We start from the raw sequence: 14,051 nt of genomic DNA on the forward strand, positions 1-14,051 counted from the left end.
GGCGCCACGCGTCACCCGTGTCACACCAGGTCGCCCCGGGTCACCTGTCCGGGACGGCGGGTCAGCCGGCCGGTACGGACGCGACCCCGGGCTCCAGGAAGCGGGAGCCGGTGACCTCCGCCGAGATGCCGGTCCGGTCGAGGTACGGCGTGATGCCGCCCGTGTGGAACGGCCACCCGGCGCCGAGGATCATGCACAGGTCGATGTCCTGCGGCGCGGCCACCACGCCCTCGTCCAGCATGACGCGGACCTCCTGGGCCAGCGCCCGCAGCGCCCGCAGCCGGACCTCCTCGCCCGTGGAGGGGCTCGGCCCGCCCTCGAACAGCGCCCTCGCCTCGGGGTCGATCTGGAAGTCGGCCCCGTAGACGCCGGGCTTGCCGGCCGCGACCAGCTTCGCCAGGTTCTCCGAGACACCGAACCGGCCGGGGAACGCCGCGTGCAGCGTCTCCGCCACGTGCAGCGCGACGGCCGGGCCGACGAGCTGCAGCAGCGCGAACGGCGTCATCGGCAGCCCGAGCCCGTCGAGCGCGTGGTCGGCCACCTCCAGCGGGGTGCCCTCGTCGACCGCGGCCGTGACCTCGCCCATGAAGCGGGTGAGCAGCCGGTTGACCACGAAGGCGGGCGCGTCCTTGACCAGCACGCACGACTTCTTCAGCGTCGCGCCGACGGCGAAGGCGGTCGCCAGCGTCGCCTCGCCGGTCGCCGCGCCGCGGACGATCTCAAGCAGCGGGAGCACGGCGACGGGGTTGAAGAAGTGGAAGCCGACGACCCGCTCGGGATGCCGCAGCCCGGACGCCATCTCGGTCACCGACAGCGACGAGGTGTTGGTCGCGAGCACGCAGGTCTCCGGGACGACCTCCTCGACCTCGGCGAGGACCTTCCGCTTGACGTCCATGTCCTCGAAGACGGCCTCGATGACGAAGTCGGCGTCGGCGAACGCGTCCTTGGTCAGCGACCCCGTCACCAGCCCCTTGAGCCGGTTGGCCTGGTCTCCGGTGATCCGGCCCTTCGCCAGCAGCCGGTCGACCTCGCCGTGCACGTAGCCGACGCCCTTGTCCAGCCGGGCCCGGTCGAGGTCGGTCAGCACGACGGGCACCTCGAGCCGGCGCGCGAACAGCAGCGCGAGCTGCGAGGCCATCAGCCCGGCGCCCACCACGCCGACCTTGGTGACCGGGCGGGCCAGCGACCTGTCCGGCGCGCCCGCCGGCCGCTTGGCCCGGCGCTGCACCAGGTCGAACGCGTACAGACCGGCTCGCAGCTCGTCGCCCATCAGCAGGTCGGCCAGCGCCTCGTCCTCGGCGGCGAAGCCCTCGTCGCGCGAGGCGGTGCGGGCGAGGGCCACGAGGTCGAGCGCCCGGTACGGCGCGGGGGACGCGCCGCGCAGTTTCAGGTCGACGAGCGTCCGGGCCTGCCCGATCACCGCGTCCCAGTCGTCCGCGGTGTGGTCATGGCGCTCGACCGTCACCTCGCCGCGTATCACCCGGGCCGCCCAGCGCAGCGACTCCTCCAGGAAGTCGGCCGGCTCGAACGTCGCGTCCGCCACGCCCAGCTCGTACGCCTCCCGCCCTTTGATCATGCGGTTCTGCGACAGCGGGTTCTCGATGATGAGCTTGAGCGCCTTCTCCGGCCCGATCAGGCGGGGCAGCAGCTGGGTGCCGCCCCACCCGGGCACCAGGCCGAGGAAGCACTCCGGCAGCGCGACGGCCGGGACCCCCGACGAGATCGTCCGGTAGGTGCAGTGCAGCGCGATCTCCAGGCCGCCGCCCATCGCCGCGCCGTTGACGAACGCGAACGACGGCACAGGCAGCTCGCCCAGGCGGCGGAACACGTGGTGCCCGAGGGCCCCGATCGCCAGCGCCTCCTCGCGGGTGGCGACCGCGCCCACCCCCTTCAGGTCGGCGCCCACGGCGAAGATGAACGGCTTGCCGACCACGCCGACGGCGGCCAGGTCCGACCTCGCCGCGACGCCGTCGAGCGCCTCGTCGAGGGACAGCAGGCCGCTCGGGCCGAACGTGTTCGGCTTGGTGTGGTCGTGGCCGTTGTCCAGGGTGATCAAAGCCATGACGCCGGCGCCGTAGGGGAGCTCGACGTCCCGGACGAGGGCCTTCGTGACGACCTCGTCGGTGTGCCCGCCGGTCAGCGTCGACTTCAACGTCTCGATGTCGCTCATGCGAGGTTCTCCCAGATGACGGTGCCGCCCATGCCCATTCCGACGCACATCGTGGTGATCCCGTAGCGGACGTCAGGACGCTCGCCGAACTCCCTGGACAACTGGGTCATCAGCCGGACGCCGGAGGACGCCAGGGGATGGCCGAACGCGATCGCGCCGCCGTACGGGTTCACCCGGGAGTCGTCGTCGGCGATGCCGAAGTGCTCCAGGAAGGCGAGCACCTGGACGGCGAACGCCTCGTTGATCTCGATCAGCCCGATGTCGCCGATCGACAGCCCGGCGAGGCGGAGCGCCCGCTCCGTCGAGGGGATCGGCCCGACGCCCATGACCTCCGGGTCGACGCCCGCGAAGGCATAGGAGACCAGCCGCATGCGCGGGGTCAGGCCCAGCTCCGCGGCCACCTCCTCGGCGGCCACGACGCAGCCGGTGGCGCCGTCGTTGATGCCGGAGGCGTTGCCCGCGGTGACCCGGCCGTGCGCCCGGAACGGGGTCTTCAGCGCGCGCAGGCCCTCCATGCTGGTGCCGGGGCGCGGCGCCTCGTCGGCCGTGGCGAGCCCCCACCCCTCGGCGGCCTTGCGGGTCGCCGTCGGCACCAGGTCGCGCTGGATCCACCCGTCGGCGTACGCCTTGGCGGCCTTCTCCTGGGAGGCCACCGCGTAGGCGTCGGCCCGCTCCTTGGTGATGGTGGGGTAGCGGTCGTGCAGGTTTTCCGCCGTCATGCCCATGACCAGGGCCGATCCGTCGACCAGCCGCTCGGACAGGAAACGCGGGTTGGGGTCGACGCCCTCGCCCATCGGGTGACGGCCCATGTGCTCGACGCCGCCCGCGACGGCCACGTCGTACGCGCCGAAGGAGATGCCGCCCGCGACCGTCGTCACAGCGGTCATCGCGCCCGCGCACATGCGGTCGATCGCGTAGCCGGGCACCGACTTCGGCAGGCCGGCGAGCACGGCGGCGGACCGGCCGATGGTCAGGCCCTGGTCGCCGATCTGGGTGGTGGCGGCGATGGCCACCTCGTCCACCCGCTCCGGCGGGAGGCTCGGGTTGCGCCGCATCAACTCGCGGATGACGCGGACTACCAGGTCGTCGGCACGCGTCTCGGCGTACAGGCCCTTCGGGCCCGACTTGCCGAAAGGCGTCCGAACGCCGTCGACGAAGACGACTTCACGAGACGCAGGCACGGGTTCGCTCCTACTTGTCGGTAGCTTCCGGCTCTCTATGCTACTGGTCGGTAACCGGTCCTGCGATCAGCGGGCCCGCCGCGCTTTGTGAGTGATCGTTAACCGGTCGGCAACTGGGATGAATCAGTACATGTCCCCGGCGACGATCTCATTCGGGATGCAACCCCTCAAATCCCAAGAATCACTCCTCTAGCTCTCGCCAGCGGATTTCTTGGGGCATTGCACTCGGAGAAATAACCAATGCGCTCCCCTGTGCGCGCCTGGACCAAGGCGCTCGCCGCGGCCGTCACGGCCGCGACCCTGTCCGCCCCCCTCCTCGCGGGACCCGCGTACGCCGCGCCGCCCGGCTCGACCGGCTCGCCCGGCGAGGACGGCACCTGGACCGTCGAACCCGTCGGCGGCGGCCACCGGGTCACCCTCCACCTGAACAAGCCGCTGCCGGTCCGCGACGCCGTCCCCGAGCTCGCGGCGGACGGCCGCTCGCTCGGCCCGGCCGAGGAGTCGCCCGACGGCATGACGCTGACCCTCGTCACCCCCGACCCCGCCGTCGCCACGGCGTCGTCCGTCGACGTGGCCTGGAACGGCGAGGCGCCCGAGGCCGTCGCGGCGGCCGCCGGCAAGACCGCCCCGGCGCCCGCCGACCCGCCCGGTAAGCCCGGTAAGCCGGATCCCGCGCCGGTCGACCCCGCCGCGCCCGGTCCGCACGCCGTGACCCACGACGAGTACGACCTCGGTGACACCGCCATCACCCTGGAGGGGCTCGGCGGCCGTCAGGCCGAGATCCGGGCGAAGGTCTACCTGCCGGAGGGCGCCCGCGGCAGGCGCCCGCTGGTCGTCTTCCTGCACGGCCGCCATTCGGCCTGCTACAACCCGACGGCTTGGACCACGTCCAACACCCAGTGGCCCTGCCCGGCGGGGCAGCAGCCCATCGCCAGCTACCAGGGCTACGACGGCCCCGCCGACGTGCTCGCGAGCCACGGGTACGTCGTCGTGTCGGTCAGCGCGAACGGCGTCAACGCCGCCGACAATCCCTACAGCGAGGACCGGGGCGCGCTCGCCCGGGGCGAGGTGGTGATGCGCCACCTCGACCTGCTCGCCGACGCCGACCGGGGCGTGGGCGACGCGAAGCTGGTGAGCCTGTTCAAGGGCCGCCTCGACATGTCCGACGTCGGCCTGATGGGCCACTCGCGCGGAGGCGAGGGCGTCGTGAAGGCCGCGCTAATGAACGCGGGCCGGGCCAAGCCGTACGGGATCAGGGCGGTGCTCCCGCTCGCGCCGACGGACTTCGCGCGGGCGAGCCTGCCCGGCACGCCGATGGCCGTCATCCTGCCCTACTGCGACGGGGACGTCTCCAACCAGCAGGGCCAGCACTTCTACGACGACTCCCGATACGCCGAGGACGACGACCCGGCCTTCCGCTCCTCGCTGATGGTCATGGGCGCCGACCACAACTTCTTCAACACCGAGTGGACCCCGGGCGTGGCGCACGCGCCCGCGTCCGACGACTGGTCCAACCGCAACGACCCGGTCTGCGGCGGCACCGCGCCCTCGCGGCTGACCGCCGCCGAGCAGTACGCCGTCGGCACGGCGTACATCGCGGGGTTCTTCCGCCTGGTCCAGGGCGGTGAGCAGGGTCTGCTCCCGCTGTTCGACGGCAGTGGCGGCACCACCGCCTCCGCCGGGCGGGCCGTGGTGCACGCCGTCGCCCAGGCGCCCGCGGCCGAGCGCCTCGACGTGGCCTCCTTCACGTCGCTCGCGCCGTCCACCCGGGTCTCCGGCTCGGCCGCCGCGGTCGTCTGCGCCGGGATGCTCGACCGCTCGCCGCAGAGCGGCCTGCCGTCCTGCGCCTCCACGCTGACCACCGCGCAGGCGCCGTCCTGGACGCCCGCGACGTACGCGAACAACGTCGCCTCGACACCGGTGCTGCGGTTCTCCTGGAGCGACCCCACGGGCACGGTGACGGTGCCGCTCGCCAAGCGGGACCAGAACGTCTCCCGCTACGACGCGCTCACCTTCCGCACCGCGAGGGACGAGACGGCGACCGGCGACGTGGACCTCGCGGTCGAGATCGTCGACAAGCACGGCGCGTCCCACACGGTCAAGGCGTCCGAGGTCGGCGACGCGCTCACGGCGTTCCCCGGCACGGCCTCGCCGCTGCCCAAGACCTGGCTGCGCACGGTACGCGTCCCGATGAGCTCGCTCACCGGCGTCAAGCCGCAGCAGATCAGCGAGATCCGGATCTCGGGTGCGAGTCAGAAGGGCGCGGTCTACCTCGCGGACGTCGCGTTCACCACGGACGCCGTGGGTGAGGCCCGCACCGGCAGGCTGCCGCAGGTGTCGGTGGAGGGCGCCACGGTGGACGAGGGCGACGGCCCGGGCACGGCCACGATGACGGTGCGGCTGTCGGACAGGAGCGCCACGCCGGTGATGGTCCAGATCCAGACGATCGCGACGGGTGCCGCGCCGTTGATCGCCTCGGCGGCACAGGAGGTCGTCATCCCGGCCAGGTCCCTGCAGGCGACCTTCCAGGTGCCCGTCAACGGCGACACCGCGCCGGCGTCCGCGCCGCAGTCCTACCAGGTGGTCGCCTCGGCGCCGGTCAACGCGACGATCGGGAACGGCTTCGCCCGCCTCGTCGTGACCGACGACGACGCGGTCTGATCACAGGCGGCTCCCGGGGGTGCGACGGCCGCGCCTCCGGGAGTCTCCGCGTCCCGGCCGTCGCCCCGCGCGTCACACCTCGCCCTTGATCTCCAGCCGTTCGAGCGCCTTGGCCAGCGGGTGGACGGTCAGGCCGATCTGCCACTCCCGCGCGCCCAGTGCGCGCAGCCGCGCCGCCACGGTCTCCTCGCTGATCGGCATCGGCGGCTCCCAGGTCAGCCTGCGTACGGCATCGGGCTGGAGGAGGTTCTCCGTCGGCATGCGGTGCTCGTCGGCGAGTGCGGCGACGACGGCCCGCGCGGCCGCGAGCCGCTTGGCGGCGGCGGGGTCGCGGTCGGCCCACCGGTTGGCCGGGGGAGGGCCGTCGCCCGGCCCCACCGGCTGCGGCAGCGCGGAGTCCGGCAGCGTGCGGGCCCGGTTGACCGCGGCGAGCCAGCCGCGCAGGTGGCGGCGGGCGCTCCGGCCGGTGAACGAGGCGATCTCGGTCAGGGCCTTGGTCGTACGCGGCTGGTCGAGGGCGGCCTGCACGATCGCGGCGTCGGGGAGCACCCGGCCGGGAGCGAGGTCGGCCGTCCGGGCGATCTCGTCGCGCAGCGTCCAGAGCTCCCGGACCACCGCCAGCCCGCGCAGGTTGCGGACCCGGTGGATGCCGGAGGTGCGCCGCCACGGGTCGTTGCGGGGCGGAAGCGCCGGGGCGGCCAGGATCGCCGCGAACTCCTCGTGGGCCCAGTCGAGTTTTCCGCTCTCGGCGAGCTGCTCGTGCAGGACGTCGCGCAGCTCCACCAGCACCTCGACGTCGAGGGCGGCGTAGCGCAGCCACGCCTCCGGCAGGGGGCGGGTCGACCAGTCGGCCGCCGAGTGGCCCTTCTCCAGGCGCAGCCCGAGGACGATCTCCACCATGGTCCCGAGCCCGACCCGCTCGTAGCCGAGCAGCCGGCCGGCCAGCTCGGTGTCGAACAGGCGGCGCGGGCGGAACCCGAGCTCCGCGAGGCAGGGCAGGTCCTGGTTGGCCGCGTGCAGGACGATCTCGGCGTCCCCCAGCGCGGTGTCGAGGGCGCTCAGATCGGGGCAGGCGACGGGATCGATCAGCGCGCTGCCCGCGCCCTGCCGGCGCAGCTGCACCAGGTACGCCCGGCCGCTGTAGCGATAGCCGGAGGCGCGCTCGGCGTCCACGGCGACGGGGCCGGCGCCCCGGGCGAACGCCTCGACGGCGGCGGCGAGCTCCGCGGGGTCGTCGATGACCGGCGGTATCCCCTCACGCGGCTCCAACAGCGGCTGGACTTCGGGTTCTGACACGGGCTACGGGACTTTCGGATCTTCTCGGCGGGTGGGGCGCGGGTGCAGCGCCGCGACGTCGGGGGGCAGCGGCGGGATGCCCGCGGCCAGGCACATCAGGTCGCACCAGGCCGCCACGTGCGGCGTCAGGTCTTCCTCCAGCGGGGACCAGGAGGCGCGCAGCTCCAGCTCGGTGGTGACGGGGTCGTCCGCCTTCTGGCCGAACCCCTCGGACACGGCGCGGGTGACCGTGCCTCCCACGGCGGCGTACCGGGCGCCGTGCGCGTCGAGCGCCTCGGTGAGCCAGCTCCACGCCACCGGCCCGAGCAGCGGGTCCGTGGTGATCTCCGGCTCCATGTCGGCCCGCACGTACGCCACCAGGCGGAACGAGCCCTCCCAGCCGCGCTGGCCGTCGGGGTCGAACAGCACGATGAGGCGGCCGACCGCCAGCTCGTCGTCATCGCGGTAGACGGACGCCCCGACAGCCCCCGAGTACGGCGCGAGCCGCCGGGGCGCGGGGATGTCCTCCAGCTCGATCTCCGGCCGTACCTCGGCGGGGCGCAAGGTCTCCAGCGCGCGCCGGAAGGCGGCTGGAGGCGCCGGCGGTTCACCGAGGGTCATGACGGAAGCGTAGGTCGGATTCCGGACGGCCCGAAGCAGGGGGGTGGCTGTGGGGGGCATCGCTGGTCGTCAAGCCGTGGCCGTCACGGTCAGCGGCGGCGCGGCCGGCGCGGTCGCAGGAGGGGCGGCGGAAGCCGGCGCCGTCACAGTCGGCAGTAGCTCAGTGCGGCGTTCGGGGGAACTCCACATCGAAGTCATCGCTCCGGGGCCTCTCGTCGGATCCACGGTCGTGTCGGTAGCTCGGGACTGATCCGACGTTGGCACGTCCCGCCGACATTTCCCCGCATCGCGCTCGGCGTGTCTCGAAAGTGGCATTGGAATCGATGCCGGGTCGCCGATTGGCGAACACATTGCCGAGCTGTGAGGACACTCACAAGGAGGGGAGGGGTTCACCATACCGACAGGTAGCCCCTTCCCGCTCGTTTCGGGGGCTCCAGATCCCCGGTCGAGGTCACGACCGCCTTCCGGGCATGGCAGGCTGGGAACGTGAATCCCCAGGTGGCCGACTCCGCATTCGTCCGCGCCTGCCGGCGCGAGCCCGTCCCGCACACCCCGGTCTGGTACATGCGCCAGGCGGGCCGCTCGCTGCCCGAGTACCGGCGGGTCCGGGAGGGCGTCGAGATGCTCACCGCGTGCGCGACGCCCGACCTGGTCGTCGAGATCACCATGCAGCCCGTCCGCAGGTACGGCGTCGACGCGGCGATCTTCTTCAGCGACATCGTGGTGCCGCTCAAGGCCATCGGCGTCGACCTCGACATCAAGCCGGGGGTCGGCCCGGTCGTCGGCGCCCCCATCCGCGACCGCGCGGGCGCCGCCGTCCTGCGGCCGCTGGAGCCCGGCGACGTGCCGTACGTGACGGAGTCGGTCGAGGCGCTGGTCAAGGAGCTGGGAGGCGTCCCCCTCATCGGGTTCGCCGGCGGCCCGTTCACCCTCGCGTCCTACCTCATCGAGGGTGGCCCGTCCAAGAACCACGACCGGACCAAGGCCATGATGTACGGCGAGCCCGAGCTGTGGCACGAGCTGATGGAGCGGCTCGGCGCGATCACTCTGGCCTTCCTGCGCGTCCAGGTGGCCGCCGGCGCCTCGGCCGTGCAGCTGTTCGACTCGTGGGTGGGCGCGGTGGCGCCGCACGACTACCGCCGCTACGTGCTGCCCCACACGCGCCGGATCTTCGAGGGCCTCGCCGGTCTCGGCGTGCCGCGGATCCACTTCGGCGTCGGCACGGGCGAACTGCTCGGCCTCATGGGCGAGGCGGGGGCCGACGTCGTGGGCGTCGACTGGCGGGTGCCGCTCGACGAGGCCGCTCTGCGGGTCGGCGCGGGCAAGGCCCTGCAGGGCAACCTGGACCCGTCGATTCTGCTGGCCCCCTGGGAGGTCGTCGAGGAGCGCGCCCGCGACGTGCTGGAGCGCGGCCGGGTGGCCGAGGGTCACGTGTTCAACCTCGGCCACGGCGTGCTTCCCTCGACCGACCCCGACCAGCTCACCCGTCTCACCGAGCTCGTCCACGAGGTCTCTGCGCGCTGACCGCGCCGCCCGGCGCGGCGGGCCGGTCCGGCTCGGGGCGGCTCAGTCCGGCTCGGTGTGGCTCGGCGCCACGGGCACCACGGCCGGGGTGTCCGGGCGCGGGGTGTCCGCGTACGGGGTGTCCGCGGGCGCCGGGGCCGCGCGGCGGCGCAGCCGGCGCGTCGTCAGCAGGACGGCGAGCCAGACGACGCCGACGATGAGGAGCCAGGGGAGCAGCGCGCCCAGCACGGTCAGGGCGACCTCGGTGGAGTTCACCAGCGCCCGCCAGCCTCCGCGGAGCCCGGAGAGGAAACCGGAGGACGGCTGCTTCGGCTTCGGCGTGGCCGTGGCCTCGGGGAGCACGGTGAGCGTGACCGTCGCCAGGGCCGTCTGCGCGGCCAGCGACCGCTGCCGGGCCTGCAGGGCCTCCAGATCGGCCTCGCGGCCGCTGATCTCCCGTTCGATCTCCAGGATCTCCCCGATCTTGCCGGCCTTCGACAGCAGCGTCCGGAACTGGTCGAGCGTGGCCTTCGCGGACTTGACCCTGCTGTCGACGTCGGCCACCTCCTCGGTGACGTCCTGGGCGTCCTGGCGCACCGACTGCCGCTTGCCGAGGTCGCGCCCGAGCTGCGCGAGCACGTCCGGGTACCGCGCGGCCTCGACCTTGAAGGTGACGACGGCCTGCTCGCCGTGGGCGAACGAGGAGCTCCGCTCCTCCGAGACGTAGCCGCCCGCGCCGGTCACGATCGCCTTCGCCCGGTCCGCCGCGGCCGCCACATCCTTCGCGCGCACGGTCAGGGCGGCGGTGTAGATGACCGCTCGCTGGGCGGTCTCGGCCGGGATGGGGGCGCGCTGCCGCCCGGCGGCGTCCGTTCCCCCGCTCGTGCTCTTGCCGGCGCCCGCCGCCGCGTCCGCGACGGACTTCTCGTCCGGCCCGGCGGCCTGGGCCTCCGGGGGCGCGGCCTGGGCGACCTGCGCGGCACCCGAGTCCGCCGCGCCGCCCGTGGACGACAGGGAGCCGGAGCAGCCGGAGATCAGAATCGTGGCGGCCGCCAGGGCCGCGACGCCGTACCGTAATCGACTCATGTTCTTAACACGTGCCGCGGACGCGACGGGTTTCCACCGGACTGTCACGATGCCGTCACAGTGGGATCGCGGGGGGCCGCGCCGGACGGGTCAGCGAGGCGCCGCCGGGGGCGCCCGCGGGGGCGGGTAGCTTTACTAACCATGGAAGGGATCCGAGGTCGTCATGTCGTCGTCGTCGGTGCCGGCATCGCCGGTCTGGCCGCCGCGGCCCACCTGAACCGCGGGGGTGAGGGGCCGCGCGTCACCGTGATCGAGGGCGCGTCGCGCGTCGGCGGCAAGCTGCACACGTCCGAGGTCGCCGGCGTGCTGGTCGACGCCGGCGCCGAGGCCATGCTGGCCCGGCGGCCCGAAGGCAGCGACCTGGCCCGGCTGGCCGGGCTGGGCGACGACCTCGTGGACCCCGGGACCACGCGGGCGGCCGTCCTGTCCCGCGGGTCGCTGCGCGCGCTCCCCGCCGGCCACGTCATGGGCGTCCCCTCCGACCTGGCCGCGCTCGCCCGGTCAGGCGTGTTGTCGCCCGCAGGCGTCGCCAGGGCGTCGCTCGACCGTGTCCTGCCGGCCACGCCCGTCACCACCGACGTGTCCGTCGCGGCGTATGTGCGGGCCCGCCTGGGCGGCGAGGTCCTCGACCGGCTGATCGAGCCCATGCTCGGGGGCGTGTACGCGGGCCGTACCGACCGGCTCTCCCTGGAGGCCACGATGCCCGGCATCGCGGCGATCGCCCGGAGCGAGCGGTCGCTGCTGCGGGGCGCGGAGGAGATCGCGGGGGGCGCGTCCGCCGGTGCGGGACCTGTCTTCACCACGGTCAGGCAGGGCCTCGGGACGCTGCCCGAGGCGGTGGCCAAGGCGTCCGGCGCCGACGTGCGCACGAACCTGACGGTCCGCGACCTGATCCGCACCGCCGGCGGCTGGCGGCTGGTGGCCGGTCCCACCCGTGACGAGGAGATCGTCGAGGCGGACGCGGTGATCCTGGCCGTGCCCGCGCGTCCCGCGTCCCGACTCCTGGCGCGCGAGGCGCCGGAGGCCGCCGCCGAGCTCGCCGCAATCGAGTACGCCAGCATGGCGATCGTCACCCTCGCCTACCCGAGGACGGCGTTCCCGGGGCGCCCCGCGGGCAGCGGCTACCTGGTCCCGCCGGTCGAGCGCCGATCCGTCAAGGCCGTGACGTTCAGCAGCGTGAAGTGGCCCCACCTGGCCGAGGCGGACCGCGACCTGATCGTCGTGCGCTGCTCGATCGGCCGCCTGGGCGAGGAGACGGTGCTCCAGCGCGACGACGCCGAGCTGGTGGCGCTGGCGATGGAGGAGCTGACCGAGACCATGGGAGTGCACGGCCTGCCCAGGGACACCAGGGTCACCCGCTGGGGCGGCTCGCTCCCGCAGTACGACGTCGGCCACCTCGGCCGGGTGGCCAGGATCCGGGCGGGGGTCGCCGCGCTGCCCGGCCTCGCCGTCTGCGGCGCGGCCTACGAGGGGGTGGGCATCCCCGCCTGCGTCGCGACCGGGCGGGCGGCGGCGCTGCGCGTGATCGAGCACCTGGAAGAGGCCGGGCGCGCCGCCGGGTGACGGGCCGCCCCGGTGATCACGCCGGTGATCAGGGCCGGGGGCGGGACCGGCGGGCGGTGCGGGCAGAATGGAGCCATGACGGAGCACACCACCCGGCCGAAGGCACGCGATCTGAACCAGGTGATCAGGTACACGATGTGGTCGGTCTTCCGGCTGCGCGACCGGCTGCCGCAGGGCCGTGAGAGCGTGGCCGCCGAGGTCGAGGAGCTGCTCGCCCAGTCGGCGGGCAAGGACGTGGTGACCCGCGGCTGCTACGACGTGGGCGGCTTCCGCGCCGACGCCGACTACATGTTCTGGTGGCACGCCCCCTCCGCGGAGGACCTGCAGGAGATCTACGCCAGGTTCCGCCGTACGGCGCTTGGCCGGGCGAGCGAGCCGGTCTGGTCGGCGATGGCGCTGCACCGGCCCGCCGAGTTCAACAAGTCCCACATCCCGGCCTTCCTCGCGGAGGAGGAGCCGAGGGCGTTCGTGAGCGTCTATCCGTTCGTCCGCTCCCTGGAGTGGTACCTGCTGGACGACGCCGAGCGCAGGGCCATGCTCGCCGAGCACGGCCGGATGGCGCGCGACTATCCCGACGTCCGGGCCAACACCGTCGCCTGCTTCGCGCTGAACGACTACGAGTGGATGCTCGCCTTCGAGGCCGACGAGCTGCACCGCATCGTCGACCTGATGCGGCACCTGCGCGGGGCCGAGGCGCGCCGGCACACGAGGGTCGAGATCCCCTTCTACACCGGCAGCCGCAAGCCGGTGAGCGAGCTCGTCGCGGCGCTGCCGTAACGGCCCTGGCCCCCGAGGGCCCTCGGGACAGATGGGACGAATGCGTCGAACAAGCAGCGAAATGTCGGAAACGGCTTCCGTTGCTCCGGCTCTTTGCCATACTGTGACCAGGCATCCCTGGTCTTAGTGAGGCAGTGTGTCGTTCCGGCTGGCACGGTCCAGTGGTCGTCGCCGTAAGAGGCGGGCCCGTTCGCACGTCTTAGAGGTGTCCCTGGGAGTCGTGGCATTCGCCGGAGCGGCCGTCGCGGTGGCGGGCCCGCTGTCCCATCGAGGCTCGGCGCCGTCGCCGGCGGCCGCCGAGGCGCCCAGGCCCGCTCCGGCCGGCGAGCTGAACGTCGCGAGCGCCGGCAAGGGTGTCAAGGCCGGTGAGGCGGAGAAGAAGACCGACGCGAAGAAGGCGGCGGGGCCGTCGAAGTTCACCGACGAGGAGGCCGCGGCCTACTTCTCCAGCCGGTGGCGCGACCACGCGGCCAAGCGGGTGCGCGACATCCGCACCACCGGTCACTACCTGCGGATCTACACCAATCTCCCCGACGACGCGGACAACTCCAAGGACGCGATCACGCTGTGCCGCCGGGGGCTGGAGTACCTGACCGAGCGGGGTGAGGCCAACCCCGTGGTGTTCGTCCAGGCCAAGTTCGGCGAGAACGGGAACCCCGTTCTCGCCAACGTGCTCGGCCCGGACGACTCCGACTGCCGGGTCACCTACCCCAAGCCGAAGTGACCCGCGGGGGTCACTCCTCCGGCCGCAGCGTCAGGGAGACCGAGTTGATGCAGTAGCGGTCGTCGGTGGGGGTGGGGTAGCCCTCGCCGTGGAACACGTGCCCGAGATGGGAGTCGCAGCGGGCGCAGCGGACCTCGACCCGCCGCATGCCGAGCGATGTGTCCTCGACCAGCGTCACCGCCTCCGACTCGGACGGCTCGAAGAACGACGGCCATCCGCAGTGGGACTCGAACTTCGCGCCGGAGCGGAACAGCTCGGCGCCGCAGGCGCGACAGGAGTAGACGCCGACCGTCTTGGTGTCGACGTACTCGCCCGTGAAGGGCCGCTCCGTCCCGGCCTGCCGCAGGACGCGGAACTCCTCCGGCGACAGCCGGACCCGCCACTCCGCGTCGCTCCTGATCACCTTTTCCATGTTCACCAGCCTAAACACGTGCCGCCCCATCGGGGATCGCGTAGGCACAACCCCGCGGTCCGCCGGGATCTTCCCGCC

General features: G+C 73.3%; 11 protein-coding genes. 5 read left to right on the plus strand and 6 right to left on the minus strand.

The genetic code is table 11. The annotated features are described in order from the left end of the window. Positions 1-61 precede the first annotated feature (61 nt). Positions 62-2,170, minus strand: coding sequence for a 3-hydroxyacyl-CoA dehydrogenase NAD-binding domain-containing protein (locus JOL79_RS17630; protein ID WP_210156932.1), 2,109 nt, complete (start codon positions 2,168-2,170; stop codon positions 62-64). After that, on the minus strand, positions 2,167-3,351 hold the full coding sequence (locus JOL79_RS17635) for a thiolase family protein (protein WP_210156933.1): 1,185 nt from the start codon (positions 3,349-3,351) through the stop codon (positions 2,167-2,169). Before JOL79_RS17635 ends, JOL79_RS17630 begins: the two co-directional genes overlap by 4 nt. Before the next feature lie 240 nt (positions 3,352-3,591). Between JOL79_RS17635 and JOL79_RS17640 the strand changes: the two genes are divergently transcribed. Further along, positions 3,592-6,012 (plus strand): poly(ethylene terephthalate) hydrolase family protein, encoded by a 2,421-nt coding sequence (locus JOL79_RS17640; protein ID WP_210156934.1) that lies wholly within the window; start codon positions 3,592-3,594, stop codon positions 6,010-6,012. 72 nt (positions 6,013-6,084) lie between these two features. Here the strand turns inward: JOL79_RS17640 and JOL79_RS17645 are convergent, their stop codons facing one another. Continuing rightward, positions 6,085-7,308, minus strand: a complete 1,224-nt coding sequence (locus tag JOL79_RS17645) for an HRDC domain-containing protein (RefSeq protein WP_210156935.1) — start codon at positions 7,306-7,308, stop codon at positions 6,085-6,087. A 3-nt stretch (positions 7,309-7,311) separates the two neighbouring features. Beyond that, complete coding sequence (locus JOL79_RS17650; RefSeq protein WP_210156936.1) at positions 7,312-7,908, minus strand: DUF3000 domain-containing protein; 597 nt, start codon at positions 7,906-7,908, stop codon at positions 7,312-7,314. 486 nt (positions 7,909-8,394) lie between these two features. On the opposite strand from JOL79_RS17650, the gene hemE reads away from it, so the two are divergent. Next, positions 8,395-9,432: a uroporphyrinogen decarboxylase gene (gene hemE, locus JOL79_RS17655; RefSeq protein WP_210156937.1), complete on the plus strand. Its 1,038-nt coding sequence runs from the start codon at positions 8,395-8,397 to the stop codon at positions 9,430-9,432. A 42-nt stretch (positions 9,433-9,474) separates the two neighbouring features. On the opposite strand, the gene JOL79_RS17660 is transcribed toward hemE, so the two are convergent. Beyond that, a complete protein-coding gene (locus tag JOL79_RS17660) occupies positions 9,475-10,497 on the minus strand; it encodes a DUF4349 domain-containing protein (RefSeq protein WP_210156938.1) in 1,023 nt (340 codons plus the stop codon). A gap of 141 nt (positions 10,498-10,638) precedes the next feature. On the opposite strand from JOL79_RS17660, the gene hemG reads away from it, so the two are divergent. The 3 genes from hemG (at position 10,639) to JOL79_RS17675 (ending at position 13,561) form a co-directional block, all read left to right on the plus strand. After that, positions 10,639-12,060 (plus strand): protoporphyrinogen oxidase, encoded by a 1,422-nt coding sequence (gene hemG / locus JOL79_RS17665; RefSeq protein WP_210156939.1) that lies wholly within the window; start codon positions 10,639-10,641, stop codon positions 12,058-12,060. A gap of 75 nt (positions 12,061-12,135) precedes the next feature. Beyond that, entirely contained in the window at positions 12,136-12,837 is a 702-nt protein-coding gene (hemQ, locus tag JOL79_RS17670) for a hydrogen peroxide-dependent heme synthase (protein WP_210156940.1), read from the plus strand. A gap of 220 nt (positions 12,838-13,057) precedes the next feature. Beyond that, positions 13,058-13,561 carry a hypothetical protein gene (locus JOL79_RS17675; protein ID WP_210156941.1) on the plus strand — a complete coding sequence of 168 codons (504 nt, stop codon included), beginning with the start codon at positions 13,058-13,060 and terminating at the stop codon, positions 13,559-13,561. Positions 13,562-13,571: 10 nt separating this feature from the next. On the opposite strand, the gene msrB is transcribed toward JOL79_RS17675, so the two are convergent. Continuing rightward, a complete protein-coding gene (gene msrB / locus JOL79_RS17680; RefSeq protein WP_210156942.1) occupies positions 13,572-13,973 on the minus strand; it encodes a peptide-methionine (R)-S-oxide reductase MsrB in 402 nt (133 codons plus the stop codon). Positions 13,974-14,051 lie beyond the last annotated feature (78 nt).

It is taken from the genome of Microbispora oryzae (assembly GCF_017896165.1).
In the GTDB taxonomy this organism is placed as follows: domain Bacteria; phylum Actinomycetota; class Actinomycetes; order Streptosporangiales; family Streptosporangiaceae; genus Microbispora; species Microbispora oryzae.